The organism is Pseudokineococcus sp. 5B2Z-1 (genome assembly GCF_037482305.1).
Lineage (GTDB): Bacteria > Actinomycetota > Actinomycetes > Actinomycetales > Quadrisphaeraceae > Pseudokineococcus.
The window spans coordinates 637,387-663,898 of record NZ_JBBHZG010000001.1 but is presented as its reverse complement, the minus strand read 5'-3'; the positions used below and the strand labels follow the sequence as shown (position 1 = coordinate 663,898).

At 77.4% G+C, this 26,512-nt stretch carries 22 protein-coding genes and 1 tRNA gene; 16 read left to right on the top strand and 7 right to left on the bottom strand.

Translation table 11 applies throughout. From position 1 onward, the window contains the following. Positions 1-52: 52 nt before the first annotated feature. The gene (locus WDV85_RS02770) at positions 53-2,557 is read left to right on the top strand and encodes an HNH endonuclease signature motif containing protein (protein ID WP_339569439.1); all 2,505 of its coding nucleotides are present in this window, start codon (positions 53-55) and stop codon (positions 2,555-2,557) included. Between the two features lie 161 nt (positions 2,558-2,718). Here the strand turns inward: WDV85_RS02770 and WDV85_RS02765 are convergent, their stop codons facing one another. After that, positions 2,719-3,594, bottom strand: a complete 876-nt coding sequence (locus WDV85_RS02765) for an alpha/beta fold hydrolase (RefSeq protein ID WP_339569159.1) — start codon at positions 3,592-3,594, stop codon at positions 2,719-2,721. A gap of 563 nt (positions 3,595-4,157) precedes the next feature. Here WDV85_RS02765 and WDV85_RS02760 point away from each other — a divergent pair. The 7 genes from WDV85_RS02760 (at position 4,158) to WDV85_RS02730 (ending at position 12,916) form a co-directional block, all read left to right on the top strand. Next, positions 4,158-4,508: a hypothetical protein gene (locus tag WDV85_RS02760; RefSeq protein WP_339569158.1), complete on the top strand. Its 351-nt coding sequence runs from the start codon at positions 4,158-4,160 to the stop codon at positions 4,506-4,508. Between the two features lie 69 nt (positions 4,509-4,577). Next, complete coding sequence (gene metG / locus WDV85_RS02755) at positions 4,578-6,386, top strand: methionine--tRNA ligase (protein ID WP_339569157.1); 1,809 nt, start codon at positions 4,578-4,580, stop codon at positions 6,384-6,386. Further along, the gene (locus WDV85_RS02750; protein ID WP_339569156.1) at positions 6,379-7,302 is read left to right on the top strand and encodes a TatD family hydrolase; all 924 of its coding nucleotides are present in this window, start codon (positions 6,379-6,381) and stop codon (positions 7,300-7,302) included. Before metG ends, WDV85_RS02750 begins: the two co-directional genes overlap by 8 nt. A 262-nt stretch (positions 7,303-7,564) precedes the next feature. Further along, complete coding sequence (locus WDV85_RS02745; RefSeq protein WP_339569155.1) at positions 7,565-8,983, top strand: transglycosylase family protein; 1,419 nt, start codon at positions 7,565-7,567, stop codon at positions 8,981-8,983. Positions 8,984-8,987: 4 nt separating this feature from the next. After that, on the top strand, positions 8,988-9,926 hold the full coding sequence (gene rsmA, locus WDV85_RS02740) for a 16S rRNA (adenine(1518)-N(6)/adenine(1519)-N(6))-dimethyltransferase RsmA (protein WP_445263181.1): 939 nt from the start codon (positions 8,988-8,990) through the stop codon (positions 9,924-9,926). Positions 9,927-10,043: 117 nt separating this feature from the next. Then, the gene (locus tag WDV85_RS02735) at positions 10,044-11,012 is read left to right on the top strand and encodes a 4-(cytidine 5'-diphospho)-2-C-methyl-D-erythritol kinase (protein WP_339569153.1); all 969 of its coding nucleotides are present in this window, start codon (positions 10,044-10,046) and stop codon (positions 11,010-11,012) included. A gap of 59 nt (positions 11,013-11,071) precedes the next feature. Beyond that, positions 11,072-12,916 carry an ABC-F family ATP-binding cassette domain-containing protein gene (locus tag WDV85_RS02730; protein WP_339569152.1) on the top strand — a complete coding sequence of 615 codons (1,845 nt, stop codon included), beginning with the start codon at positions 11,072-11,074 and terminating at the stop codon, positions 12,914-12,916. Positions 12,917-12,976: 60 nt separating this feature from the next. On the opposite strand, the gene WDV85_RS02725 is transcribed toward WDV85_RS02730, so the two are convergent. Both WDV85_RS02725 and WDV85_RS02720 read right to left on the bottom strand, forming a co-directional pair. Beyond that, positions 12,977-13,489 (bottom strand): antibiotic biosynthesis monooxygenase, encoded by a 513-nt coding sequence (locus tag WDV85_RS02725; RefSeq protein ID WP_445263180.1) that lies wholly within the window; start codon positions 13,487-13,489, stop codon positions 12,977-12,979. Positions 13,490-13,671: 182 nt separating this feature from the next. Beyond that, a complete protein-coding gene (locus WDV85_RS02720) occupies positions 13,672-14,241 on the bottom strand; it encodes a MarR family transcriptional regulator (protein WP_171201916.1) in 570 nt (189 codons plus the stop codon). Between the two features lie 118 nt (positions 14,242-14,359). Here WDV85_RS02720 and WDV85_RS02715 point away from each other — a divergent pair, with 118 nt between their 5' ends. Further along, positions 14,360-15,343: a type IV toxin-antitoxin system AbiEi family antitoxin domain-containing protein gene (locus tag WDV85_RS02715; protein ID WP_339569150.1), complete on the top strand. Its 984-nt coding sequence runs from the start codon at positions 14,360-14,362 to the stop codon at positions 15,341-15,343. 99 nt (positions 15,344-15,442) lie between these two features. On the opposite strand, the gene WDV85_RS02710 is transcribed toward WDV85_RS02715, so the two are convergent. Further along, a complete protein-coding gene (locus WDV85_RS02710; protein ID WP_339569149.1) occupies positions 15,443-16,432 on the bottom strand; it encodes a MaoC/PaaZ C-terminal domain-containing protein in 990 nt (329 codons plus the stop codon). A gap of 2 nt (positions 16,433-16,434) precedes the next feature. After that, positions 16,435-17,997, bottom strand: a complete 1,563-nt coding sequence (locus WDV85_RS02705; RefSeq protein WP_339569148.1) for a 3-oxoacyl-ACP reductase — start codon at positions 17,995-17,997, stop codon at positions 16,435-16,437. A 78-nt stretch (positions 17,998-18,075) separates the two neighbouring features. Between WDV85_RS02705 and WDV85_RS02700 the strand changes: the two genes are divergently transcribed. After that, the gene (locus WDV85_RS02700; RefSeq protein WP_339569147.1) at positions 18,076-19,383 is read left to right on the top strand and encodes an acetyl-CoA C-acetyltransferase; all 1,308 of its coding nucleotides are present in this window, start codon (positions 18,076-18,078) and stop codon (positions 19,381-19,383) included. On the opposite strand, the gene WDV85_RS02695 is transcribed toward WDV85_RS02700, so the two are convergent. Next, positions 19,353-20,042 (bottom strand): TetR/AcrR family transcriptional regulator, encoded by a 690-nt coding sequence (locus tag WDV85_RS02695; protein WP_445263179.1) that lies wholly within the window; start codon positions 20,040-20,042, stop codon positions 19,353-19,355. The genes WDV85_RS02700 and WDV85_RS02695 overlap by 31 nt on opposite strands. Before the next feature lie 132 nt (positions 20,043-20,174). Next, the gene (locus WDV85_RS02690) at positions 20,175-21,137 is read right to left on the bottom strand and encodes an acyl-ACP desaturase (protein WP_339569145.1); all 963 of its coding nucleotides are present in this window, start codon (positions 21,135-21,137) and stop codon (positions 20,175-20,177) included. A 131-nt stretch (positions 21,138-21,268) separates the two neighbouring features. On the opposite strand from WDV85_RS02690, the gene WDV85_RS02685 reads away from it, so the two are divergent. The 6 genes from WDV85_RS02685 to WDV85_RS02660 all read left to right on the top strand — a co-directional run bounded on the left by WDV85_RS02685 (position 21,269) and on the right by WDV85_RS02660 (position 26,446). Then, positions 21,269-21,340 (top strand) — tRNA-Gln (locus WDV85_RS02685). A 147-nt stretch (positions 21,341-21,487) separates the two neighbouring features. Beyond that, positions 21,488-23,017, top strand: a complete 1,530-nt coding sequence (glmU, locus tag WDV85_RS02680; protein ID WP_339569144.1) for a bifunctional UDP-N-acetylglucosamine diphosphorylase/glucosamine-1-phosphate N-acetyltransferase GlmU — start codon at positions 21,488-21,490, stop codon at positions 23,015-23,017. Continuing rightward, complete coding sequence (locus tag WDV85_RS02675) at positions 23,014-23,991, top strand: ribose-phosphate diphosphokinase (protein WP_339569143.1); 978 nt, start codon at positions 23,014-23,016, stop codon at positions 23,989-23,991. Before glmU ends, WDV85_RS02675 begins: the two co-directional genes overlap by 4 nt. Positions 23,992-24,031: 40 nt before the next feature. Then, entirely contained in the window at positions 24,032-24,496 is a 465-nt protein-coding gene (locus WDV85_RS02670; RefSeq protein WP_339569142.1) for an RrF2 family transcriptional regulator, read from the top strand. 123 nt (positions 24,497-24,619) lie between these two features. Further along, complete coding sequence (locus WDV85_RS02665) at positions 24,620-25,540, top strand: sulfite exporter TauE/SafE family protein (protein WP_339569141.1); 921 nt, start codon at positions 24,620-24,622, stop codon at positions 25,538-25,540. A 249-nt stretch (positions 25,541-25,789) separates the two neighbouring features. Next, positions 25,790-26,446: a 50S ribosomal protein L25/general stress protein Ctc gene (locus WDV85_RS02660; RefSeq protein ID WP_339569140.1), complete on the top strand. Its 657-nt coding sequence runs from the start codon at positions 25,790-25,792 to the stop codon at positions 26,444-26,446. Positions 26,447-26,512: the final 66 nt, after the last annotated feature.

The following is a 26,512-nucleotide window of genomic DNA, read 5'->3' as shown; positions in this document are numbered from 1 at the left end:
GGCCGTGGGGGCGTTGTCGGACCCCGCCCCTAGTCTGGTACACGTGTTCGAGATGGGCGGGTGCGGGGCCGAGGGGGACGACGCCGTCCTGCCGTGCGCCTCGCCGTGCGCCGGTCGTGGCGCCGGCGCCCCTGACGTGACCGGTGCTGGCGCGGGCCAGGGCGGCGGTGTCGTCGAGCTGGGGGGTGAGGTCGGTCGGGTGCGGGCGGCGGTGCGGGTCGGGGCGCTGGGTCGGGTGCAGGCGGTGGTCGCGTTGGAGGCGGCGCGGTCAGTGGCGTGGGCGGGGCTGCTGCGGCAGGTCGCGGCGCTGGTGGACGAGGTGTCGGTGTCGGGTGGGCCGGCGGCGCCTCGGGCCGGCGGCGGTGACGGCACCGGCGGGGGTGACGGCGCCGGCGACGGTCAGACCGGTGTCGCGATCGCGGACCGTGGTGCCGGTGCAGGTGCAGGTGCCGGGATGGTCTCGTTGCCGATGTCGGGGTCGGGGCGGGATGCGGGGGTGGCGTTCGAGGCCGCCGCGGCCGAGCTGGCGGTCGCGCTGGTGGTGCCGCTGCGGCGGGCGCAGGACGTGGTCGCCGAGGCCCTGGCGGTGACGACCCGGCTGCCGGTGACGCTGGCCGCGTTGGAGGCGGGGCGGATCGACCCGCAGCGCTCCCGCCTGGTCGCCGAGGAGACCCTCGCCCTGTCCCCGGTGCACGCCACGACGGTCGACGCGGCCCTGGCCGCCGACCTCGGCCCCCTCACGACCCCGGCGCTGCGGGCGCGGGTGCGTCACCTCGTCGCGACGACCGACCCCGAGGCGGTGCGGCGGCGGGTGCGGCGAGCGACCTGCGCCCGCGGGGTGCGCCTGTTCCCGGTGGACGACGGCATGGCCCAGCTCGTCGCGACGGGCCCGGTGCTGGACCTGGCGTGCGTGTTCGAGCGGCTGACCACCACGGCCCGGGCGCGGGCCGGGGAGCACGGCAGGGTCGACCCGCACGCCGCGACGTCCGCGGGCCTGGACCCCCTCGCCCTGGGCGACGCGGCTGCGGGGTTGCCGGACCGGAGGGGTATCGACGCGCGCCGCTTCGACGCCCTCGTCGACCTCGCCACCACCACCGACCTCACCACCACCGACCCGGCCACCACCACCGACCTGGCCACCACCACCGACCTGGTCGCCGGCGCCGGCGCTGGTGCCGGTGCCTGGGCGGGTGCTCGCGGTGGGGCTACGGCCGGTGCGGACGCCGCCGGAGCCGGGCGCTCGGTCCCGGTGAGCAGCACGGTCACGACGCGGGCGCGCAGCCCCCACGGCCCGCAGGTCACCGTGGCCCTGACCAGCCTGCTCGGCCTGGACGACGACCCCGCCCAGCACCCCACCCTCGGACCCCTCCCCGCGGTGGCCGTCGCCGAGCTCCTCGCCGCCGGGCACCGCTTCCGCCGCGCCCTGACCGCCCCGGTCACCGGCCACCTCGTCGGCCTCGACGGCCACCTCCAGACCCCCGAACCCAGCACCACCACCACGACAGAGACGTCGACAGGGACGCCGCCCGACCCACCGCGGAAGGGCCCCCGGAGCGCGCCCGCCCGACGCGGCCGCACAGCGGCGATCACCGTGCGCGTCGACACCCCCGACACCCCCGACGACCCCGCGCCGTCGCCACTGGAGTCGCCGCCATCGACACCGCCGCCCACCAACCCCGCCAGGACCGCAGCCGTAGCCGTAGCCGGGACGGCAGCCGCGCCCGCAGCCGCAGCGGCGGCCGGGACGACAGCCGCGCCCGCAGCCGCAGCCGGGAGGACAGCCGAGGACGCGCCGCCGCCCTCGCCACCGCCACCTCCTCCGTCGAGACCGGTGACGGTGGCGGGCTCCTCGTCGACCTCGCGGCACGCCTCGCTGCGCCGCGCCGCCCGACGGTCCGCCTGCTCCTACGCCGCCGCGACCGGCGGACCCGGTTCGTACACGCCGACCGAGGCGTGCGCCCGCTGGGTGCGCACCCGCTCACCCCGCTGCCAGGCCCCCGGCTGCCGGATGCCCGCCACCCGCTGCGACCTCGACCACCGCACCCCCCACGCCACCGGCGGACCGACGTGCCCGTGCAACCTCGACGTCCTGTGCCGGCGCCACCACCTCGCCAAGCACCACTGCGGATGGAAGGCCGTGCCCATGACCGACGACGCCCGCGACCCCGGCCTGGCCTGGATCACCCCGCTCGGCCAGGTCGTGGACGTCCCGGCGCAGCCCCTGCTGCCGCGCCCCGCGCCGCCTGTCACCGACGCCGTCCGTGCCGCGATGAGGGCCGAGTCCGCGGCCGCGGCCGCGCTCGAGGAGCGACACCTCGGCCCCGCGCGCTACCCCACCCGCGACTCCGCCGCCCACGACCTCGACCGGGTGCACGCCGAGCTCGCACGCCAGCAGCAGGAGCTGCGCCGGCGTCCCGGTGGTGACGGATGGCGGTCTTCCAGCGGTCGCGGAGGCGCGGCGTCGGCAACCAGAGACTCGAGCACGGCGTCGAACGAGGTGGACGGAGCGCCGGCCCACGAGCACGACGCGTGGGGGGACGGTGCGCCGCCGTACTGACCGCTGCTCCTCGTCGATGACGACGACCGCGCACGACCTCGCCGCGGTCGGGGGGGTGGTGCGAGGGGTGGGGTGGGCGTCGTCGGCGGGGACCGGCGCCGGCGTGGGAGGCCGGACGCGTGCGTCGCAGGCACGCGACGACGCGACGAGCGCGTCGAGCACTAGGACGGGGCGCCGTCGGCCTCCACCGAGGCGAGGAAGCGCTCGAGGGTGGCGGTGAAGACCTCGGTCTGCTCGGAGTGGACCCAGTGCCCGGCCCCCTTGACGCGCACCAGCCGGGTCGAGGGGAAGAGCTCCTGCATGCGGGAGCGGTCCCGGTCGAGGACGTAGTGGGAGGTGGCCCCGGCGACCCACAGCACCGGGCCGTCGAAGACCGCGCCCTCCGGCGGCTCGGGGAAGCCGCGCAGCACCTCGAGGCCCTCCCGCAGCACGGGCAGGTTGAGCGCCCACCGCCAGGAGGGCCCTCCGTCGCCGTCACCCCGCTCGCGCAGCAGGCTCTGGAGGAGGAACCCGCGCACCGCGTCGCTGGGGACGACGTCGCGCAGGGCGTCGTGCGCCTCCTCGCGGCTGCCGAGGCGGTCGAGGTCGATCGCCCGCATCGCGTCGATGTAGTCGGCGAAGGGGGAGGCCTCCTCGTCGGGGTCGTCGGTGCGCCCCCCGGCGAGCGGGTACTCCACCGGGGCGATGTCCACGACGACGAGCGCCCGCACCAGCTCGGGGCGTCGGAGGGCCAGCTGCATCGCGACCTTGCCGCCCATCGAGTGGCCGACGAGGACGACGGGCTCGCCCAGCTCCTCGAGCTCGACGGCCACCCCCTCGGCCATGGCCAGGTAGTCGACGCGCTCGGACCGCGGGGAGCGCCCGTGGTCGGGCAGGTCGAGGACCGTCACCCGCCGCGGTCCACCCGCGAGCGACCGCGCCACCGTCGCCCAGTTGCGGCCCTGCCCGAAGAGCCCGTGCACGAAGACGACGCGAGGACCCTCCTCGCCGACGGTGCTGGCGGCGAGCCGGTCGGGGGGTGCGGGGGGCGGCGCCATGACGCCGATCCCACCAGACCGGCACCGGCGCCGCAGGGGGGCCGGGGTGGCGGGAGGGCGGGGCGCCGGGGTGCCGGGGTGCCGGGGTGCCGGGGTGCTCGAGTGAAGGGGGGGCGCCGAGTGCCGGGGCGCCGGGCGGCGGTCACGAGCGGAGGCCGGGTGCCCGCGGACGCGCCGGGAACCGGAGGGGCGCGCCCGTGCGTCCCAGCCCCGTGACCCTTCCCGCCGGCCGCCCGGTCCCCTCCGCTGCTGATGCCCACTCGCGTGACGCGGTGAGCCGTGACGCCGAGACGCGTGGCGCCGGGAGCCGTGGCGCGACGGCCCGGCCTGCGACGGCCCGGCCCACGGCGACCCGGCCCACGGCGACCCGGCGCGCGGCCCTCCCGGCGGTCGTCGCCGTCGCCGCCCTGCTCGCCCTCGTCGGCTGCGGCGCCGACGACGCGGGGCCGGGGTCCCCGGCGGCCGGCTCGGCGACGAGTCCGGCGCCGACCTCCGGCGCCCCCGACGAGGGTGCCGCCACGTCGACCGGCGCTCCGACGACGAGCGGCCCGACGATGGGCGGCATGACGACCAGCCCACCGGAGCCCGGCGACGAGCCCGGCGCCACCTCGCCGTCCTCGTCACCGCGCCCGAGCGGCGGCAGCCTCCCGCTCCTGCCTCGTCCGACGGCACCGCCCACGGCGCCGACCGACGTCCCGCGCCCGACCGTCCTCGTCGGCGAGGTCGTCGAGCCCTCGGCAGCCGGCTGCGTCGAGATGACGAGCGGCGGCCAGGTCTTCTCCCTGCAGCTGCCCGCGGGCGTCGAGGTCTCGGTGGGCGACCGCGTCCGCGTCACGGGCACGCCCCGCCCCGTCGAGCGCGGGACCGCCTGCGCCGGGACGCAGGTCGTCGTCACGGACGTCGCACCCGCTTGAGCCCGGGGGCGCGCGACCGCCCCGTCGGCGGCGGCGGGGGGCGGCCGGCGCCGTCACTACGCTGGCGGCATGACGCACGTCCTCGCCGCGGTGGCCTGGCCCTACGCCAACGGCCCCCGCCACCTCGGTCATGTCGCCGGCTTCGGCGTCCCCTCCGACGTGTTCGCGCGGCAGCAGCGCATGGCGGGCCACGACGTCCTCATGGTCTCGGGCACCGACGAGCACGGGACGCCGATCCTCGTGCAGGCCGAGCGCGAGGGCGTGACGCCGCAGGCGCTGGCGGACAGGTACAACCGCGTCATCGCCGAGGACCTGCAGGCCCTCGGCCTCTCCTACGACCTCTTCACCCGCACGACGACGCGCAACCACTACGCCGTCGTGCAGGAGATGTTCCGCACGGTCCACCGCAACGGCTACCTCGTCGAGCGGACGACGATGGGGGCCGTCTCGCCGTCGACGGGTCGCACGCTGCCGGACCGCTACATCGAGGGCACCTGCCCGATCTGCGGCTTCGACGGCGCCCGCGGCGACCAGTGCGACAACTGCGGCAACCAGCTCGACCCGGTCGACCTCAAGAACCCGGTGAGCCGCATCAACGGCGAGACCCCGCGGTTCGTGGAGAGCCAGCACTTCTTCCTCGACCTGCCCGCGCTCGCCGAGGCCGTCGGCGCGTGGCTCGAGACGAAGACGGGCTCGCCGTCGTGGCGTCCCAACGTCCTCGGCTTCAGCCGGAACCTGCTCGAGGAGATCCGCCCCCGCGCGATCACCCGCGACATCGACTGGGGCATCCCGGTGCCGCTGCCGGGCTGGGAGGAGAACCCGACGAAGCGGCTGTACGTGTGGTTCGACGCCGTCGTCGGCTACCTGTCCGCCAGCGTCGAGTGGGCCCGCCGCACGGGCGACCCGGAGGCATGGCGCCCCTACTGGTCCGAGGGCGCGCGCGGCGCGTACTTCATGGGCAAGGACAACATCGTCTTCCACTCGCTCATCTGGCCGGCCGAGCTGGCCGGCTACGACGGGCGCGGCTCGCGCGGCGGGCAGCCCGGCGCCTTCGGCGACCTGGCCCTGCCCTCGGAGGTCGTCGCCAGCGAGTTCCTCACGATGGAGGGGCGCCAGTTCTCCTCCAGCCGGGGCGTCGTCATCTCCGTCCGCGACGTCCTCTCCCGCTACCAGCCCGACGCGCTGCGCTACTTCCTCTCGGCCGCCGGCCCCGAGGCGCACGACACCGACTTCACCTGGCGGGAGTTCACCCGCCGCACGAACGACGAGCTCGTCGCCGGCTGGGGCAACCTCGTCAACCGGACGGCGAGCCTCATCGCCAAGAACGTCGGGAGCATCCCCGAGGCGGGCGAGCTCACCGACCGCGACCGCGAGCTCATGGCCACGACGTCGGGCGCGTTCGGCGTCGTCGGCGACCTCGTGGCCACCCACCGCCAGCGCCAGGGGCTGTCCGAGGCCATGCGCGCGGTCGGCGAGGTCAACCGCTACCTGTCCGAGACGGCGCCGTGGGCCCTGCGCACGAGCGACCCCGAGCGCATGCGCACGGTGCTCCACGTCGCCGCGCAGGGCGTCTCGGACTGCCGGGGCCTGCTCGCGCCGTACCTGCCGCACAGCGCGCAGGCCGTGCACGAGGTCATGGGCGGCACCGGGACGGTCTCGCCCATGCCCGAGCTGCGGGACGTGGAGGACCTCGACGGCGGCAGCCCCTACCCGGTCCTGCAGACGCCGCGGGGCGGGGACGGCGCCCCGGGCTGGGGCTCGGTGCCGGTCGTGCCGGGCACGCCGGTGGGCAAGCCGACCCCCGTCTTCACCAAGCTGGACGAGGACGTCGTCGAGACCGAGCTGGAGCGGCTGCGCGAGGAGCAGGCCGGTGGCTGAGGAGCCGGCCCGCCCCCGCGCGCGCTCGTCGACGGGCGCCGACGGCCGGCGGCGCGACCGGTCCTGGCCGCCCGCCCCCGAGCCCCTGCCGGTCCCCGTCGTCGACGACCACACCCACCTCGACATCGTCGACGGGCCCGGCGCCGACGAGCGGTCGGGCGACGGCGACCGCCGCACGGTCGAGGACCTGCTCGCCCTCGCGGCGGCGGCCGGCGTCCCGCGCGCGGTGCAGATCGGCTGCGACCTCCCCGCGGCCCGGTGGACGGTCGAGGCCGTGCAGCGCCACCCCGCGCTCGTCGGCGGCGTCGCCCTCCACCCCAACGAGGCGCCCGTCCTCGCCGCGCGCGGCGAGCTGGACGACGCCCTCGAGGAGATCGGCCGCCTCGCCCGGGCCGACCGGATCCGGGTGGTGGGGGAGACCGGCATGGACGCCTTCCGCACCGACGCCGGCGACGCGGCCGCCGTCGCCGCGCAGGAGGAGTCGTTCCGCGCGCACGTGCGGCTGGCGCGCGACCTCGGCCTCCCCGTGCAGGTCCACGACCGGGACGCCCACGCCGACGTCCTGCGCGTGCTGGCCGAGGAGCGCGCCGAGCGCGTCGTCCTCCACTGCTTCTCCGGCGACGTCGACATGGCCCGCGAGTGCGTGGCGCGCGGCTACTGGCTGTCCTTCGCCGGCACGGTGACCTTCTCCAACGCCGGCGGCCTGCGGAGCGCGCTGTCCGTCGTCCCGCTGGAGCGCGTGCTCCTCGAGACCGACGCGCCGTTCCTCACGCCGTCCCCGCACCGCGGGCGCCCCAACGCCAGCTACCTCGTGCCGCACACGGCGCGCGTCGTCGCGGGCGTCCTCGACGTGCCGCTCGAGGAGCTGTGCACGGCCGTCGCCGCCACCGCCGAGGAGCTCTACGGGCCCTGGTGACCCGCGCCGCGGCGCGTCGACCACGGGGCCGGCCGAGCGTCGTCAGGTGGCCGGCGGGGTGCCGGGGAAGGGCCGGGGGTGTGACACCAGGTCTCGGATCGGTTACGGTCGGCGTGTCAGCCGGGGCTGGGGAAGGCTCCGGGCGACGCCCTCTGCACCGACGCGGCCCCCGGTGGACCTCCACCGCGCGGGGCCCGCTCGGCTGCGCGCGGCCCGCCCTCCCCGCACGAGCGCCCGGGAACGTGCGACGTCAGGACGCCTGTTGAGCTCTTCGCCCGCCACGCCCTCTTCGTCCTCCGGGACCCCGTCCGAGCCCGGCGCCGACCGCCTCGACGCCCTGCTGGACGAGTCGGCGACGCTGGCCGCGCCCGCGCCGGCCCGCCGCTCGCGCGGACGTCGCGCCGCCACCGCCGCCGTCCAGGGCGCCGCCCTCGTGGCGCTGCTGGGCGGGGCCGCGGTGTACGCGGCCGGGTCGACGACGGTGGAGCTGGACGTCGACGGCGCGAGCCAGGAGGTCCGCCTCTTCGGCGACGACGTCGCCGACGTCCTCGCCGAGGGCGGGGTGGAGGTCGGCCCGCGCGACCTCGTGGCCCCCGCCGTCGACGGTGACGTCGAGGACGGCGGCACGGTCGTCGTCCGCCACGCCCGCCAGCTCGAGCTGACGGTCGACGGCGAGACCAGCACGCACTGGACGACGGCCCTCACGCTCGACGAGGCCCTCGACGACCTCGGCGTGCGCTCGCAGGGCGCGGCGCTCTCGGCGTCGCGCTCCATGCCCCTCGGGCGCGGCGGCGGCAGCGTCGAGCTCGTCACGCCGAAGGACGTCACCGTCGTCGCGGACGGCGAGGCCCGGCCGCTCACCAGCACCGCCACCTCCGTGGGCGCGCTGCTGTCCGAGGCCGGCGTCGCCGTCGGCGACGCCGACCGGGTGTCGGTGGACCAGGCCTCGCCGCTCACCCCCGGGCTCGTCGTCACCGTCGTGCGCGTCCTCACCGAGGAGGTCGTCGAGGAGGGTCCCGTCCCCTTCGCCACCGAGGAGCGCGAGACCGACGACCTCTTCGTCGGCCAGACCCGCGTGCAGAGCGAGGGCGAGCGCGGCGTCCACCAGGTCCGCTTCCGCCAGACCACGGCCGACGGCCAGGTCGTCTCCAAGGAGGAGCTCTCCGACGAGGTGACCACGGCTCCGCAGCCGCGCGTCGTGCTCGTCGGCACGGCCGAGCGGCCCGCGCCGGAGCCGGAGCCGGAGCCCGAGCCGGAGCCCGCCTCCCAGAGCTCGTCCGGCTCCTCCTCCAGCTCGTCCGGCGCCTCCTCCAGCTCGTCCGGCTCCTCGTCGAGCTCGTCCGGCTCCTCGTCGAGCTCGTCCGGCTCCTCGCGCTCCTCCGACGACGACGACGACGACGAGAGCTCGTCGGCGCCGTCCACGCCCTCCGCGCCGGTGGCGAGCGGCAGCGCGTGGGACCGCCTCGCGCAGTGCGAGTCGGGCGGGAACTGGTCCATCAACACCGGCAACGGCTACTACGGCGGGCTGCAGTTCAACCTGCAGACGTGGCGCGCCTACGGCGGCTCGGGCTACCCCCACGAGAACAGCCGTGAGCAGCAGATCGCCATCGCCGAGAAGGTGCGCGCCGACCGCGGTGGCTACGGCGCCTGGCCCGCGTGCTCGCGCAAGCTGGGGCTCTGACGTCCTGAGCGAGACCGACCGCGCCGGAGGGGCCGAGGAGCGAGCGCTCCTCGCCCCCTCCGACGTGCGCGCGCTGGCGACCCGCCTCGGCGTGCGGCCGACGAAGACGCTCGGGCAGAACTTCGTCATCGACGCGGGCACGGTCCAGCGCATCGTGCGCCGCGCCGGGGTGGGGGCCGACGACGTCGTGCTCGAGGTCGGGCCCGGGCTGGGGTCGCTGACGCTCGCCCTCCTCGAGCGGTGCGCCGGCGTCGTCGCCGTCGAGGTCGACCCCGTCCTCGCCGACGAGCTGCCCCGCACGGTCGCCGCCCGCCGGGGCGCGGACGACGCGGTCCCGCCGCGGCTCGCCGTGGTCGGCGCCGACGCCCTGCGGGTCGGGGCGGACGACGTCCTCGGCGCCGGCGCCGGGGCGCCGACGGCGCTCGTGGCCAACCTGCCCTACAACGTCGCGGTGCCCGTGCTGCTGACGCTCCTCGAGCGGCTGCCCGGGCTGCGCAGCGCGCTCGTCATGGTGCAGTCCGAGGTCGCCGACCGGCTCGCCGCCGAGCCCGGGAGCCGGGCCTACGGCGTCCCGTCCGTGAAGGCCGCCTGGTACGGCGACGTCGCCCGGGCGGGAGCGGTCGGCCGCACCGTCTTCTGGCCGGCGCCCAACGTCGACTCCGGGCTCGTGCACCTCGTGCGCCGCGACCCCCCGGCCAGCCGGGCCGGTCGTGAGGCCGTCTTCGCCGTCGTCGACGCCGCCTTCGCGCAACGCCGTAAGACGCTGCGCGCGGCGCTGGCGCGCTGGGCCGGCGGTGCCGCCCGCGCCGAGGAGGTGCTCCGCGCCGCCGGGGTCGACCCCGCGCTGCGCGGCGAGCGCCTCGACGTCGCCGGCTTCGTCGCCGTGGCCGACGCCGCCCTCGACGTCCTCGGGCCCGACGCCGTCGAGGTGCCCGCCCGCTGACGGCGGGTCGTCGTCGGTCCGCCCCCACCGGTGGTCGTGCGTCGCTGCACCCTGATCACCGGCGGTGACTGCCGGGTACCTGGGGTGCCCGTCGACGGCGTCGCCTATGGTCCCCGCATGGGCAGGGCCGAGGTGCGCGTCCTCCCCGTCCCCGGGGCGTCCGTCGTGGCCCGCGCCCACGCGAAGGTGAACCTCGCGCTCCGCGTCGGGGGCCTGCGGCCCGACCGCTCCCACGAGCTCGTCACCGTCTTCGAGACGGTGTCCCTGCCCGAGGACGTGCGGGCCTCGCCCTCCCGGGGCCTGGAGTGCGCCGTCACGGGGGAGGGCGCCGACGACGTGCCCGTCGACGAGCGCAACCTCGCCGTCCGGGCCGCGCTGCTCCTCGCCGAGCGGGCCGGCGTGCCGCCGCGCGTGCGCCTCGACATCACCAAGACCGTGCCCGTCGCCGGTGGCATGGCGGGCGGCAGCGCCGACGCCGCGGCCGCGCTCGTCGCGTGCGACGCCCTGTGGGGCACCGGGCTCGGGCGCGAGGACCTCCTCGCGCTCGGCGGAGAGCTCGGCGCCGACGTGCCCTTCGCGCTGCTCGGGGGCACGGCGGTGGGCACGGGCCGCGGCGAGCAGGTGGTCCCGGCCCTCGCCCGCGGGGAGCGCTCGTGGGTGCTGGCGCTGTCGGCGTCGGGCCTGTCGACGCCCGCCGTCTACGGCGAGCTCGACCGCCGTCGCGGCGAGGCCGGCAGCGCCGCTGCGGACGCCGGCCTCGACGTCGACGAGACCGCGGTGCACGAGCTCCTCCAGGCGCTGCGCGCCGGGGACGCCGCCGCCGTCGGCGCCGCCCTCGTCAACGACCTCCAGGAGCCGGCGCTCGCCCTCGCGCCCCACCTCGCCACGACGCTGCAGGTGGGGCTCGAGGCGGGGGCCGTCGCCGCGCTCGTCTCGGGCTCGGGGCCGACGACGGCTTTCCTCGTCGACGGCCGCGAGCAGGGCCTCGCCGTGGCGGTGGCGCTCGCCGCCTCGGGGGCCGCCGCCGACGTCCGCCGCGTCACCGGCCCCGTGCACGGCGCCCGCGTCGTCGACGTCGGGCGCTGACCGCCGAGGCCGCGTGGCCGCGGCGCGGAGCACCCCGGCCGGTGCGGCACGCTGGTGGGGTGGCGCACCTGCTGAACGCGGAGTCGGTCTCCGTCGTCCTCGGCGCCCGCGACGTGCTCGCGGGCGTCTCCCTCGGCCTCGACGACGGGGACCGCATCGGCGTCGTCGGCCGCAACGGCGACGGCAAGTCGACGCTGCTGCGCGTCCTCACCGGCGAGCACGAGCCCGACGGCGGCCGCGTCACCCAGACCCGCGGCCTGCGCGTGGGCGTGCTGCCGCAGGCGGACGACCCGCACGCCACCGGCACGGTCCGCGAGCTCGTCGTCGGGGACGGCGCCGACCACGAGTGGGCGGGCGACGCCCGGGTGCGCGACGTCGTCAGCGGCCTGCTCGACGACGTCCAGACCTCCGTGCCCGGCGGCCTCGACGCGCCGCTGTCCTCCCTGTCCGGCGGCCAGCGCCGCCGCGCCGCGCTCGCCGCCGTCCTCGTCGGCGACCACGACCTCGTCGTCCTCGACGAGCCCACCAACCACCTCGACGTCGAGGGCGTCGCCTGGCTCGCGGAGCACCTGCGCACCCGGTGGCCCGCCGGCCGCGGCGCGCTGCTCGTCGTCACGCACGACCGGTGGTTCCTCGACGCCTGCTGCACGCAGACGTGGGAGGTCACCGGCGGCGGCGTCGAGAAGTACGACGGCGGGTACGCCGCCTACGTCCTCGCCCGCGCCGAGCGCGCTCGCGTCGCCCAGGTGACGGCCGACCGCCGCGCCAACCTGCTGCGCAAGGAGCTGGCCTGGCTGCGCCGCGGCGCGCCCGCGCGCACGAGCAAGCCCAAGTTCCGCCTCGACGCCGCCGCCGAGCTCGTCGCCGCCGAGCCGCCCCCGCGCGAGACCGTGGAGATCACGGCGACGGCGAGCGCGCGCCTCGGCAAGGACGTGCTCGACCTCGAGGACGTCGTCTACCGCGTGCCCGGAGAGGCCGGCGGTGCGCCGCGCACGCTGCTCGACGGCGTCACCTGGCGGCTCGCGCCGGGGGAGCGCGTCGGCGTCGTCGGCGTCAACGGCGCCGGCAAGACCACGGTGCTGCGCCTGCTCACCGGCGAGCTCGAGCCCGACGGCGGCCGCGTGCGGCGGGGGAAGACCGTCCAGGTCGCGGTGCTCTCGCAGTCCCTGCGCGAGCTCGAGGAGGTCGCGGACCTGCGCGCGCTCGAGGCCGTGGAGCGCGAGCGGCGCGAGCTCGTCGTCGACGGCAAGCCCTTGACCGCCAGCTCGCTCGTCGAGCGGCTCGGCTTCACCCGCGACCGCGCGTGGACGCCGGTCGGCGAGCTCTCCGGCGGGGAGCGCCGGCGCCTGCAGCTGCTGCGCCTGCTCGTGCACGAGCCCAACGTCCTGCTCCTCGACGAGCCGACGAACGACCTCGACACCGACGTGCTGGCCTCGGTGGAGGACGTCCTCGACGGCTTCCGCGGCACCCTCGTCGTCGTCTCCCACGACCGGTACCTGCTCGAGCGCACCACCGACCACCAGGTCGCCCTGCTCGGCGACGGCCAGGTGCGCGACCTGCCCGGCGGCGTCGAGGAGTACCTGTCGCTGCGCTCGGCCGCGAAGGCCGACGGCGCCACCGCGGGGGCCGCGCTCCCCGGGGCGACGCCCACCACCCTCGCGGCCGCGCCCCCCGCGAGCGGCGCCTCGGCCGCGGAGGTCCGCACCGCGCGCAAGGAGGCGCAGCGGCTCGAGCGGCGCCTGGAGAAGCTGCAGGCCTCGGAGGCCGACCTCATGGGCCGCATGGCCGCCGCCGCGACCGACCACGCGGCCATGACCTCCCTCGACGCCGAGCTCCGCGCCGTCCAGGCCGAGCGCGAGCAGGTCGAGGAGGCCTGGCTCGAGGCCGCCGAGGTCGCCGGCTGAGAACGGCTCCTCAGCGGCTCCGCCGTCGCTCCTGGTCAGCGGCTCCACCGGCCGGCGCTGTCAGCGCCGCCAGGGGGCCCTCTCGCCGTCGAGGAACCACTGCAGCCTCCGCGTCGCCCACGGCAGCGCCAGGTAGGTCATCACCGGCGTCATGAGCGTCGTCACGAGCGCCACCCGGACGACGAGCGGCACGAGCGGGGCGAGGACGACCCCGAGCGTCGCGTTGACGAGCAGCGACAGCGGCAGGAACACCGAGAAGATGACGAGCATCTGCCGCCACCGCGCCGGTGCGCCCTTCGGCGCGGGGCCGACGACGCTGCCGTGCGCGGCGTCGAACCACCCCTCGATGCCGGTCCGGCGCTCGGTCTGCGCCTCGCGCACGGTGCCCGGCGCCCCCGAGAGCCACCACCGCCGCTGCGCCGAGCCCTCCCAGCCCGCGAGGGAGTCCTCGTCGGCGAAGCGGTAGAGCATGTGCCACTCCCGCGAGCCCGCGCCGCCCCGGACCCAGCCGGCACCGAGGAAGCCGGGGAAGGACTCGGCCATCCGGGCGCCCGCGCTCGCCCACGTCATCATCTCCAGGCGCTGGCCCGGGTCGGCGACGCGCGTCGTCGCCACGGTGACGGGGTCGGGCGCGACGACGGGCCGGTCGCCGTCCTGCGCGGCGGGGGAGGACGAGCGGGGGCCGGAGCGAGCGGTCACCCCGCCAGTGTCCACGATGTGGGCACGAGGGAGCGCCGTGGCCCGGGGGAGCGGGCTCAGACCTCCGGCGGCAGCCCGCCCCGGCCGCCCGAGGTGGCGTCGAAGCCGCTCGCGAGGGACCGCAGGACGTCGGCGAGCCGGTCCTGCTCGCCCGCGTCGAGACCGGCGAGGAGGCGCCGCTCGCGGGCCAGCAGGTCGGCCATCGCGGCGTCGACGCGCGACGCCCCGGCCGGCGTGAGGCGGACGAGGACGCCGCGCCGGTCGGCCGGGTCGGGGTGGCGCTCGACGAGGCCCAGCGCGACGAGGCGGTCGACCCGGTTCGTCATCGTCCCGCTCGTGACGAGCGTCGACGTCACGAGCTGGCCCGGCGTCAGCTGGTGCGGCGCCCCGGAGCGCCGCAGCGCCGACAGGACGTCGAAGGACCAGACCTCGAGGCCGTGCTCGGCGAAGGCGGCGCGGCGCGCGAGGTCGAGGTGCCGGGCGAGCCGGCTCACGCGGGAGAGCACCTGCAGCGGCGAGACGTCGAGGTCCGGGCGCTCGCGGCGCCACGCGTCGACGATGCGGTCGACCTCGTCCCGGTCGACCGCCGCTCCCGGGGGTGCGCCCCCCGACGTCCCCGGCGCCACCCGGCGATGCTACGCCGGGTCTCTCGACGTCGAGATTCTCGACGCGCCTCCGGGCGGCGACATCGAGGTCGCCGTCACGAGGACCCGGTCTGATGCCTGCAGCCTCGATGTCGATGCGGTGTCCACAGGGCCGGAGCGCGGCGGCGCCTCGACCGCGAGCCTGTACCGCGTGGACGTCCTCGACCCGGCCGTCGTCGCCGCCCTCCTGACGCGGGCGGCGCGTCAGGACGGCGTCGTGACGACGTCCGACCTCGGCGCGCTCGGGCTGGGGCCGCACGTCCCCCGCCGACTCGTCCGTGCGGGTCAGTGGGAGCGGCTGCTGCGCGGCGCCTACCTCGTCCGCCCGGGCCGGGTGGGTGTCCAGCGGGTGCGGGCCTGGAGCCGCGCCGCGTCGCTCGTCGTCCCGGGTGCCGTGGCCGGCCGGAGCAGCGCTTCTCATCTCCTCGGCGTGCAGGGCGCCCCGGTGCCGGCGGGCGCCGAGGTGGTGCTGCCGCCCGGCCGCCAGAAGCCCTCCCGTCCCGGACTGGCCGTCGTCGTGTCGGCGCTCGCGCCGCAGGACGTCGTCGACGTGCGCGGCGTCGCGACGACCTCGGCGCTCCGCACCCTCGTCGACCTCGTGCCCCGCCTCGACCGGCCCGCAGCGCTGTCGGTGCTCGACTCGGCGCTCGCCCTGGGCCTCGTGACGCCCGAGGACCTCCTGGTCGCGCGCGAGCGGTGTGCGGGCCGCCGGGGCAGCAGCGGGGCGGCCGACCTCTGGGTCCTCGCTGACGGCCGCGCCGAGAGCCCGCTGGAGAGCAGGGCTCGTCTGGCGTGCGTGGAGGCAGGCGTCCCGCCGGACGACCTCCAGGTGGTCGTGCGGACGGGGGACGGGCACGTGGTGGCGCGGGGCGACCTCGGCTTCCACCGCCGCTCACGACCGGAGCGGCGGCTGCTGCTCCTCGAGTGCGACGGGAAGGAGGTGCACGCCGCCCCGGACGCGCTGTACCGCGACCGGTGGCGGGCCAACGCCCTCGTGGCGCTGGGGGTGGACGTCATCCGCTGCACCTGGGCGGACGTCGAGCACCCGGGTCGCCTGCCGGCCATGTTCCGGGCCGCTCTCTGACCACGGCTCCCCGCCTCGCCACATCGAGGCTGCAGCCACCAGGAGGGCCTCCGGTGGCTGCAGCCTCGATGTCGTCCGGCGGGCGCGAGGGTGGCGGCTTCAGAGAGGCGCGACGTCCGCGAGCAGGTGCGGCTCGCCGTCGCGCTCGCGGCGGACGGCGAGGGACAGGCCGCCGTCCTCCTGCGCCCGCCACCCGTGGACGGCGCGGCCGGGCAGGGAGAGCGGGCGCAGGAAGCGGGCGGTGACGTCGTGGGCCGGGGGCAGGCGCCCCTCGAGGTCGAGCAGGGCGTGCGCCAGCGTCCACATGCCGTGGGCGATGGGACGGCGGAGGCCCAGCAGCCGCGCCGTCGGCCGCGAGAGGTGGATCGGGTTGGGGTCGCCCGAGACCGCGGCGTACGCCCGACCGGTGCCGGCGGGCACGACCCAGCGGACGGCGCCGGCGGGCGGGGCGGGGCGCTCGGCGTCCGGCGACGACGACGCCCCGGCCGAGGACGGCGCGGCGCCGGCCGGCACCGGCTCGCGGTGCAGGTACGTGCTCGTGCCGCGCCAGACGACCTCGCCGGCGGCGGTCGCCGTCGCGACGACGTCGAGCTGGCGACCGCGGCGGTGCGGGCGCAGGTCGCGGGCGGCCACGGCCAGGTCGAGCGGCTCGCGGACGTCGACGGGCCGCCGCACCTCGAGGCGCTGCGCGACGTGGACGAGCCCCAGCAGCGGCAGCGGGAAGGCCGGGTCGAGCAGCAGCCGCATCGACGCCCCGGACGCGAGGACGTGCGTGAAGGCGCCCGGCAGCGACCCGGGCACCGGCGCGCCGGTGCGCCCGGCGCAGACCCGCACCCACGCGTCGAGGTGCGCGGGGTCGGCGACGACGCCGCGGGCCTCGACGACGCGGTCGGGCAGGTCCGCCGGCCGCCGCCGGGGCAGCAGGGCGCCCGCCAGCAGTCCGGGCGACGGCGCCAGCGGCACCGCGGACGCCGGCCGACGGCCCCCGGTGACGGAGGGCGCGGCGCGGCCGGACCGGGCCCCGGAGGAGGTGCCGCCGGAGGAGGACGCGCCGGGCGAGCCGCCGCCGGCGGGGGTGCGCGCGGCCACGCTCAGGCCCCCAGCAGGCTCTGGCCGCACACGCGCAGCACCTGCCCGTGCACCCCGGCCGTCGCGGGCTCGGCGAACCAGGCGATGGCCTCGGCGACGTCGACGGGCAGCCCGCCCTGCCCGAGCGAGGCGAGGCGGCGCCCGAGCTGGCGCGTCAGCGGCGGGACGGTCGCCGTCATGCGCGTCTCGATGAAGCCGGGCGCGACGGCGTTGACCGTCGTCCCCGCAGCCGCCGCCCGCGGCGCGAGGGCGTCCACGAGGCCGATGACGCCGGCCTTGGAGGCCGCGTAGCTCGTCTGGCCGTCGTTGCCCGCGATGCCGGCCAGCGACGAGACGCCGACGACGCGACCGCCGCGGCCCAGGAGGCCCGCGCCGAGGAGGTGCTCGGTGAGGCGCAGCGGTGCGCCGACGTTGACGTCGAGCACCGAGGCGAAGGCGTCGGGGCGCATGTTGCGCAACCGCCGGTCGCGGGTGATGCCGGCGTTGTGCACGACGACGTCGACGCCGCCGAGGCGCTCGCAGGCCTCCGCGAGGCGGCCGGGCGCCAGGTCGGAGGTGATGTCGAGCACGAGCGGCTCGCCGCCGACGGCCCGCGCCGTCGTCGCCAGGTCGCCGGCGGCGGCCGGGACGTCGACGCACACCACGTGCGCCCCGCGCGCCCCCAGCAGCTGCGCGACGGCGGCGCCGATGCCGCGGGCCGCACCCGTGACGACGGCGCGGCGGCCGGCCAGCGGCCGAGGGCCGCGGGCGTCCTCGCCGGAGGGCAGGTCGTGGACGGGCGGGCCCACCCGCACCACCTGGCCGCTGACGAAGGCCGAGCGGCCCGACAGCAGGAAGCGCAGCGTCGAGCCCATGGCCCCGACGCCGCCCTCGGCGAGGAGCACCAGCTGGACCGTGCGGCCGCCGCCCACCTCCTTGCCGAGCGAGCGCGTGAAGCCCTCGAGGGCGCGCTGGGCCACCCGCACCGCGGCCGGCGACCCCGGGGGGAGGCGGTCGGGGTCGAGCCCCAGCACGACGACGTGGGCCCCGCGCGCGAGCCGGCGCAGGTGGGGCGTGCAGGCGCCGACCAGGCCCACGAGGTCGGCGGGGGAGGTGGCGGCGGTGGCGTCGACGACGAGGCCGCCCCACCGCTCGTCGCCGGCCACCGCGCCGGCCCCTCCACCAGCTGCGTCGCTCCCGGCCGCGTCCGGTCCCACGACCCGCGCTCCCGCGGCGGCCAGCTCGGCGGCCGCCACCCCGGCGGCGTCGCCGACGAGCGGTGTGCCGTCCGGCGGGACGAGGCCCGTGACGAGCACCGGCCCGGGCGCCAGGGGGGCGCCCGGCGCGTCGCGGCGCAGCGGCACGGGGTCCGGCAGGCCGAGGCCCGGCACGAGCCGGCGGCCGAGCCCGCTGCGCGCGAAGGCGGCGTAGCGGTCCACCGGTCCGCCCGGGTCGGCGATCGGCCCCGTGGCGGGAGCCGCGGCGGGCCCGGTGGCCGGCCCGGCGCTCGGCTCGGCGGAGCCCGGAGAGGTGGGCCCGGTGGTGGGGGCGCCGGGTGACGAGGAGGTCGGCGTGGTCTCGGGCACGCTCCGAGGCTACCGCCGACCGGGGCTGGATGTTACCCGCGAGTAACACCCGCCCCGCGTCCGTGGCACAGTGGCGCCATGGCCCCCACCCCGCGCCCGTACGGGCCCGCGAGCAGCCCGCGCCCCGTCGCCGTCGTCGCCGGCACGCGCATCCCCTTCGCCCGGTCGGGGCGCGCCTACGCCACCGCCTCGAACCAGGAGATGCTCACCGCCGTCCTCGACGGGCTGGCGCGGCGCACGGGCCTCGTGGGCGAGCGGGTCGACGAGGTGGTCGCGGGCGCCGTCGTCAAGCACAGCCGCGACCTCGTGCTCACCCGCGAGGCCGTCCTCGGGTCCGTGCTCGACCCGACGACCCCGGCGCACGACGTCGGGCAGGCCTGCGGCACGGGCCTGCAGGCGGCGCTGTCCGTGGCGGGGAAGATCGCGCTCGGGCAGGTCGAGGTGGGTGTCGCCGGTGGCGCGGACACGACGTCGGACGCCCCGGTCGTCGTCTCCGAGGGGCTGCGCCGGGCGCTGCTGCGCGCGAACCGCGAGAAGACGGCGCTCGGCCGGGCCCGCGCCCTGGCCGCCGTCCGCCCCCGCGACCTCCTGCCCGTGCCGCCCCGCAACGCCGAGCCGCGCACCGGCCTGTCCATGGGCGAGCACCAGGCGCGCACCACGCTCGAGTGGGGCATCACGCGCGAGGCCCAGGACGAGCTGGCGCTCACGAGCCACCACCGCCTCGAGGCCGCCTACGACAGCGGCTTCCTCGACGACCTCGTCGTGCCCCACCGGGGTCTCGAGCGCGACGACGTGCTGCGCCCCGGTCTGACCCTGGGGCAGCTCGAGACGCTGCGGCCGGTCTTCGGGAAGGGGGAGGCCGCGACCATGACGGCGGGCAGCTCGACCCCGCTGACGGACGGCGCGAGCGCCGTCCTGCTGTCCTCGCCGGAGTGGGCCGCCGCGCGGGGGCTCGAGCCGATGGCGCACCTCGTCGACGCCGAGACCGCGGCCGTCGACCACGTCAGCGGCGCCGAGGGGCTGCTCATGGCGCCCGTCCACGCCATCTCCCGGCTGCTCGCCCGCACCGGGCTGTCCCTGCAGGACTTCGACGTCGTCGAGATCCACGAGGCCTTCGCCAGCCAGGTGCTCTGCACGCTCGCGGCGCTCGAGGACCCGCTGTACTGCCGCGTCCGCCTCGGCCGCGACGAGCCGATCGGCTCCGTCGACCGCGCGCGGCTCAACCCCCACGGCGGCTCGCTGGCCGCGGGCCACCCCTTCGCCGCCACCGGCGGGCGCGTGCTCGCCTCCGCGGCGAAGGCGCTCGCCGTCCGCGGCGGCGGCCGCGCGCTCGTGTCCGTCTGCGCGGCGGGCGGTCAGGGGGTCGTGGCGGTCCTCGAGCGCTGAGGGGGGCCGTCCGCCCGCCCGGCACGCGGCGGGCGCGCGCGGTCGGCGGCCCTCGGATGCGCGGGGTCGACCGGGGCCGGGTCGGCCTCGAGGTGCGACAGGCCGTTCCAGGCCAGGTTCACGAGGTGCGCCGCCACGGTCGCCTTGTCGGGCTGCCGCGTGTCGAGCCACCACTGGCCCGTGAGCGCCACCATCCCGACGAGCATCTGCGCGTACATGGGCGCCGCCCCCTCGGGCAGGTCCCGCCGGGCCATCTCGCGCGCCATGAGGTGCTCCACCTGCCGGGTGATGTCCGACAGCAGCGTCGCGAAGGTGCCCGCGCTCGAGGCGACGGGGGAGTCCCGCACGAGGATCCGGAACCCGTCCGTGGACGCCTCGACGTAGTCGAGCAGGCCCAGCGCCGCGCGCTCGAGGACCTGCCGGGGGTGCAGCCCCGCGACGTCGAGCGCCTCCGTCATCGCCGTCAGGAGCTGGCGGACCTCGCGGTCGACGACGACCGCGTACAGGCCCTCCTTGCCGCCGAAGTGCTCGTACACCACCGGCTTGGAGACGGCGGCGCGCGCCGCCACCTCCTCGACGCTCGCGCCCTCGAAGCCGCGCTCGGCGAACAGCGCCCGGCCGACGTCGAGCAGCTGCTCGCGGCGCTCGGCCCCCGTCATCCGCGCCCGCCGCGGCGCCGGCGGTCTCGTGCTCGTCACAGCCCCATCCTCCCCCTGGACGGTGCGCCGGGGCACGCACCCCGTGCCCCGGCGGCGCTCAGCCCTCGGCCCGCAGCCGTCGGCCCGCGGCGCTCAGCCCGCGGCGCGCGCAGCGCGACGGGCCTCGGCCTCCTCGCGGCGCGTGACGAAGCGGGTCGCCTGCTCGTCGAGCTTCTCGAGGAACTGCGCCATCTCGAGGCGGGCCGCCTCGCCGCGGGGCCCGAGGTCGGTGCGCTCGAACACCTTCCAGAAGCGCAGCACCGGCATGAGGACGTCGTCGTGGTGCAGCTTGAGGTCGTAGATGCCCGCCTTGGCGATCATCATCGACGACCTCGCGAAGCCGGGCATGCCCGCGCCCGGCATGGCGAAGCTCATGACCTCGTTGCGCACGGCCTCCATCGTCTCGTCGGGCGCCTGGTCGAAGGCCGCGGCGAGCAGGTTGCGGTAGAAGACCATGTGGAGGTTCTCGTCCTTCGCCACGCGGGCCAGCAGGCCCTCGGCGACGGGGCAGCCGGTGGCGCGGCCGGTGTTGCGGTGGCTCACCCGCGTCGCGAGCTCCTGGAACGAGACGTAGGCGAGGGTCTGCAGCATCGGCTTGTCGCCCTGGTCGTAGCCGGCGGCCATGTGCTCCATGCGCAGGCGCTCGAGCTCGACGGGGTCGGTGCCGCGCGTGACGACGAGGTAGTCGCGCAGCGCGATGCCGTGGCGGCCCTCCTCGGCCGTCCAGTGCCCGACCCACTGGCCCCACGCGCCGTCCCGGCCGAAGCTCGTGGAGATCTCGCGGTGGTAGCTCGGCAGGTTGTCCTCGGTGAGGAGGTTCACGACCATCGACGTCCGCGCCACCGGGTCGAGCCTGGAGTCGCCCGGCTCCCAGTCCGTGCCGCCGAGGTAGGCGAAGTCCTTCCCCTCGCTCCACGGCACGTAGTCGTGGGGGTTCCAGGCCTGGGTCGCCTTGAGGTGGCGCTCGAGGTTCTCGGCGACGACGGGCTCCAGGTCGCGCAGGAGCCGGGTCTGCAGGGCCGCGGCGGCCTCGGGGCTGTCCGTGGGGGAGGTCACCTACGGGACCGTAACCTACGGGGGCGTAGCCATGCCCGCCCGGCGGCTGGCAGTCGTCTGGGAACGGGCTGCCGGTAGCGTCGGGGCGCGGGCCGGTGCCGCCCCGCCGCGCGCGGGAGGCCCGTCCGCGGTCCCCCGTGGTCCAACGGCAGGACGCCGCTCTTTGGAAGCGTGAGGTCGAGGTTCGAGTCCTCGCGGGGGAGCCGCCGCGGGCGCCCGGCGGCGTGTCGCGCCCCCGCACCCGTCCGGCTCCCGCGCGGACGGCGCCCGGCCGCCCGGGCGGTAGGGTCGCCGCCGTCCGACCGCCCCGCCCGGCGCACCCCGCACCCCGCCCCGAGGAGCCCGCTCGCGTGAGCAGCCCCAGGCCCGCCGCCGTCGTCGTCCTCGCCGCCGGGGAGGGCACCCGGATGCGCTCGGCCCTCCCGAAGGTCCTGCACCCCCTCGGCGGGCGCAGCCTCCTCGGCCACGCGCTCGTCGCGGCCCGCGGCGCCGACCCGGAGCGGCTCGTCGTCGTCGTCCGCCACGAGCGCGAGCGGGTCGCCGCCGAGGCGCGGGCGGTGGACGCGGACGTCGTCGTCGCCGAGCAGGACGACGTCCCCGGCACCGGCCGCGCCGTCGCCTGCGCCCTCGACGCCCTCGTGGCGGCGTCGGGCGCCGAGCCTTCCGGCACCGTGCTCGTCACGTGCGGCGACGCGCCGCTCCTGCAGCCGGGGACCCTGCGCGACCTCGCCGCCGCGCACGCCGCCGCGGGCAGCGCGGTCACCGTGCTCACCGCCGTCCTCGAGGACGCCACCGGGTACGGGCGGGTGCTGCGCGGCGCCGACGGCGGCGTCGAGCGCATCGTCGAGCAGAAGGACGCGACCGAGGCCGAGCGCGCCGTCACCGAGGTCAACAGCGGCGTCTACGCCTTCGACGCCGCCGTGCTCGCCTCGGCGCTCGCGCGCGTGGGCCGCGACAACGCCCAGGGCGAGGTCTACCTCACCGACGTCCTGGCGCTGGCCCGCGCGGACGGCCTGGCCGTGTCCGCCGTGCCGGTGGACGACGTCGCCCAGACCGAGGGCGTCAACGACCGGGTGCAGCTGGCCCGGGCCGGCGCCGAGCTCAACCGGCGCGTGCTCGAGGGCTGGATGCGGGCCGGGGTCACCGTGGTCGACCCGGCGACGACGTGGGTGGACGTCGACGTCGAGCTCGCCCCCGACGTGCGGCTCGAGCCCGGCGTGCAGCTGCTCGGGGCCACGCGCGTGGCCGGCGGCGCCGTCGTCGGGCCCGACGCGACCCTGCGCGACTGCGTCGTCGGCGCCGGCGCGTCGGTCGTGCGCACGCACGGCAGCGGCGCCGAGGTGGGAGAGGGGGCCTCGGTCGGGCCCTTCAGCTTCCTGCGCCCCGGCACCCGGCTCGGGCCCGAGGGGCGCATCGGCGCCTACGTGGAGACGAAGAACGCCGTCATCGGGCGCGGCTCCAAGGTGCCGCACCTGACCTACGTGGGCGACGCCGAGATCGGCGAGGGCTCGAACATCGGCGCCGCCACGGTCTTCGTCAACTACGACGGCGTCGCCAAGCACCGCAGCCGCGTCGGCGACCACGTGCGCATCGGCAGCGACACCATGCTCGTGGCGCCCGTCGTCGTCGGAGACGGCGCGTACACGGCGGCCGGGTCGGTCATCGACGCCGACGTCCCGCCCGGTGCCATCGCGGTGGCGCGGGCGCGCCAGCGGACGATCGAGGGCTGGGTCGAGCGGCGGCGCGCCGGCAGCCCGTCGGCCGAGGCCGCCGCCCGCGCCCGGTCGGCCCGCGAGGGTGCGACCGGGGAGAGCACCAGCGAGACCACCAGCCACACCACTGGCGACACCACCGGCGACACCTCGGGAGACGCGCGATGACGGGCATCAAGGCCACCGGCGAGAAGCGGCTCGTCCTGGTGAGCGGGCGGGCTCACCCCGAGCTCGCCGCGGAGGTCGCCGAGGAGCTCGGCGTCGAGCTGGTCCCGACGTCGGCGTACGACTTCGCCAACGGCGAGATCTACGTGCGCTTCGGGGAGTCGGTGCGCGGGGCCGACGCCTTCGTGCTGCAGAGCCACACCGCGCCGATCAACCAGTGGCTCATGGAGCAGCTGCTCATGGTCGACGCGCTCAAGCGCGCCTCGGCGAAGCGCACGACCGTCGTCGCCCCCTTCTTCCCCTACGCGCGCCAGGACAAGAAGCACCGCGGCCGCGAGCCGATCTCCTCGCGCCTCGTCTCGGACATGTTCAAGACGGCGGGCGCCAACCGCCTCATGAGCGTCGACCTCCACACCGCGCAGATCCAGGGCTTCTTCGACGGCCCCGTCGACCACCTCTGGGCCATGCCGCTGCTCGCCGACCACATCGCCTCGCGGGTCGACCGGCAGCAGCTGACCGTGGTGTCGCCGGACGCGGGGCGCGTGCGCCTGGCCGACCAGTGGTCGGACCGCCTGGGGGCGCCGCTCGCCATCATCCACAAGCGCCGCGACCCCACCGTGCCCAACCAGGTGAAGGTGCACGAGCTCGTCGGCGAGGTCGAGGGCCGCACCTGCGTGCTCGTCGACGACATGATCGACACCGGCGGCACCATCGTGCAGGCGGCCCAGGCGCTCGTGGACAACGGCGCGGCGCAGGTGCTCGTCGCGGCGACGCACGCCGTCCTGTCCGGGCCGGCGCCGGAGCGCCTGCGCGACAGCCCGATCACCGAGCTCGTCACGACGAACACGCTGCCGATCTCCGACGAGCGCCGGTTCCCCCAGCTCACGGTGCTGTCCATCGCCCCGCTCCTGGCCCGCGCGATCCGCGCCGTCTTCGACGAGGGCTCGGTCACGAGCCTCTTCGACGGCAACAGCTGAGCCCCCGGCTGCGACGACGGGGCCGAGGGGAGAGCGAGCGGTGCGCCTGACCGCCAAGACCGACTACGCGCTGCGGGCCGTGTGCCAGCTGGCCTCACGGCCCGGCGGCGCCACGAGCGACCGCATCTCCGAGGCCGAGGCCGTGCCGCAGCGCTTCCTCGAGGCCATCCTGCGCGACCTGCGGCGCGCCGGCCTCGTCACGAGCCGGCGCGGGCCCGACGGCGGGCACGCCCTCGCCGTCGACCCCGAGGAGCTCACGGTGGCCGACGTCATCCGGGCCATCGACGGTCCGCTGGCCCTCGTGCGCAACCTGCGGCCCGAGCAGCTCGACTACCGCGGGGCGTCCGTCGCCCTCCAGGACGTGTGGGTGGCCCTGCGCGCCAGCGAGCGCGCCATCCTCGAGGCCACGACCGTCGCCATGGTCGTGCGCGACGAGCTGCCCGACGTCGTCGTCGACCACCTGCCCGACCGGCGGCCGGCGTACGAGGTCGGGATGGACATCTAGGTCCTCGGCGCCGACGTCCGTCCCGCCCAGCGGGACGGTGCGACGTCCTTCCTTGCGCTCGTCGACCCGGTGGTGTTCGCTCGCCCCATTCCCGAGTGATCTGGTCGACTTGATGGAGTGGGCATGCGCGGATGGATCGTCCTGGCGCTCGTCGGACTGGCGGCGCAGCTCGTCGACGGCAGCCTCGGCATGGCGTACGGGGTGACGTCGACGACGCTGCTCATCGCCTCGGGCACGTCGCCGGCGCTGGCCTCGGCCTCGGTGCACCTGGCTGAGATCGGCACCACGCTCGCGTCGGGCGCCTCACACTGGCGCTTCGGCAACGTCGACTGGCGCATCGTGGGCCGGCTGGCGGTCCCGGGCGCCCTCGGCTCCTTCCTCGGGGCCACCGCGCTGAGCAGCCTCTCCACCGAGGCGGCCGCGCCGTACATGGCGGGCGTCCTGCTGGCGCTCGGCGTGTACGTCGGCGTCCGCTTCACCACCGGCTCCCTGGTGCGGCGTCCCGGGCGCCTGCGCTCGCGCTTCCTCGTGCCGGTCGGGCTCTTCGGCGGCTTCCTCGACGCCAGCGGCGGCGGGGGCTGGGGGCCGGTGGCGACGCCGGCCCTGCTCGGCTCCGGCCGCGTCGAGCCGCGCAAGGTCGTCGGCTCGGTGGACACCTCGGAGTTCGTCGTCGCCGTCGCGGCCAGCCTCGGCTTCCTCCTGGGGCTCGGCACCGCCGGGCTCGACCTCGTCGTCGTCACCGCCCTCCTCGTCGGCGGGGTCGTGGCGGCGCCGGTGGCCGCCTGGGTCGTCCGCTACCTGCCTGCGCGGGTGCTCGGTGCGGCGGTGGGCGGCGTCATCGTCGTCACGAACGTCCGGACCCTCCTGCGGGCGTTCGACGTCGAGGGCTCCGCCGGCGTCTGGGTCTACCCGCTGCTCGCGCTGCTGTGGGCGGGCGCCGTCGTCTACGCCGTGCGCCGCCACCGGCGCGAGCGGGCGCTGGGGCAGGACGCCGGCTGGGGTCCGGGGGAGGACGAGCGCGAGCTCGCCGCCGCCCGCTCCTGACGGCTGCTGCCCGCGGCCGGTCCTCAGGGCCGGCCGCCCGCCGGAGCCCTCGTCGCCCCGTGGCGCGCGCGTCCCGCGCCGGCGGCTATGCTCGCGCGGTTGCCTCGGCGAGGGAGGCGCACCGGCTCGGCCGGGCGCCCCGCACTCGACGCGGTGGTCACGGCGGCGCCCGCCCCGTGCCGTCCGCGCGAGCCGCCGCAGGACGCGAGACCACCGCGCACGCCGCCGACGAGCCCCAGGAGCACCGCCATGGCCGACGAGATCCGCCTGTCCGCCCAGACCCGCACCGAGTTCGGCAAGGGCGCCGCCCGCCGCATCCGCCGCTCGGACATGATCCCCGCCGTCGTGTACGGCCACGGCGAGGCGCCCCGCCACGTCACGCTGCCGGGCCACGCGACGATGCTCGCCGTCAAGCGCGAGAACGCCGTGCTGACGATCGACGTCGAGGGCGAGGAGGTCCTCGCGCTCGTCAAGGACGTGCAGCGCGAGCACCGCCGCCGCGAGATCGAGCACGTGGACCTCGTCCTCGTGCGCCGCGGCGAGAAGGTCGAGGTCGAGGTGGCCGTCCACGTCGAGGGCGAGGCCGCCGCCGAGACCGTCGTGACGGTGGACCACCAGACCCTGTCCCTCGAGGTGGACGCGCTCCGCATCCCCGAGAGCGTCTCGGTCTCCGTCGAGGGCGCCGAGGCCGGCACGCAGGTCCTCGCCGGCCAGGTCGCCCTCCCCGCCGGCGCCGCGCTGGTCACCGACCCGGAGGCGCTCGTCGTCAACGTCTCCGCCGCCCGCACCGCCGAGGACCTCGACGCCGAGCTGGCCGAGGCCGAGGGCGAGCTCGGCATCGAGCGCGACGAGTCCGACGCCGACGCCGAGGCCGAGGCGGCCCCGGCCACCAGCGACGAGAGCTGACCCTGGCCCCCACGCACCCCGCGCCCCCGGCGGACCGCTCCGCCGGGGGCGCCGCGGCGTCCCCGA

Bases quoted from the DNA above. Each gene is read 5' to 3' on its own strand.
- WDV85_RS02770 (WP_339569439.1), top strand. From the start codon at position 53: ATGGGCGGGTGCGGGGCCGAGGGGGACGACGCCGTCCTGCCGTGCGCC.
- WDV85_RS02765 (WP_339569159.1), bottom strand. From the start codon at position 3,594: ATGGCGCCGCCCCCCGCACCCCCCGACCGGCTCGCCGCCAGCACCGTC.
- WDV85_RS02760 (WP_339569158.1), top strand. From the start codon at position 4,158: ATGACGACCAGCCCACCGGAGCCCGGCGACGAGCCCGGCGCCACCTCG.
- metG (WP_339569157.1), top strand. From the start codon at position 4,578: ATGACGCACGTCCTCGCCGCGGTGGCCTGGCCCTACGCCAACGGCCCC.
- WDV85_RS02735 (WP_339569153.1), top strand. From the start codon at position 10,044: ATGGGCAGGGCCGAGGTGCGCGTCCTCCCCGTCCCCGGGGCGTCCGTC.
- WDV85_RS02725 (WP_445263180.1), bottom strand. From the start codon at position 13,489: ATGATGACGTGGGCGAGCGCGGGCGCCCGGATGGCCGAGTCCTTCCCC.
- WDV85_RS02700 (WP_339569147.1), top strand. From the start codon at position 18,076: ATGGCCCCCACCCCGCGCCCGTACGGGCCCGCGAGCAGCCCGCGCCCC.
- WDV85_RS02695 (WP_445263179.1), bottom strand. From the start codon at position 20,042: ATGACGGGGGCCGAGCGCCGCGAGCAGCTGCTCGACGTCGGCCGGGCG.
- WDV85_RS02675 (WP_339569143.1), top strand. From the start codon at position 23,014: ATGACGGGCATCAAGGCCACCGGCGAGAAGCGGCTCGTCCTGGTGAGC.
- WDV85_RS02665 (WP_339569141.1), top strand. From the start codon at position 24,620: ATGCGCGGATGGATCGTCCTGGCGCTCGTCGGACTGGCGGCGCAGCTC.
- WDV85_RS02660 (WP_339569140.1), top strand. From the start codon at position 25,790: ATGGCCGACGAGATCCGCCTGTCCGCCCAGACCCGCACCGAGTTCGGC.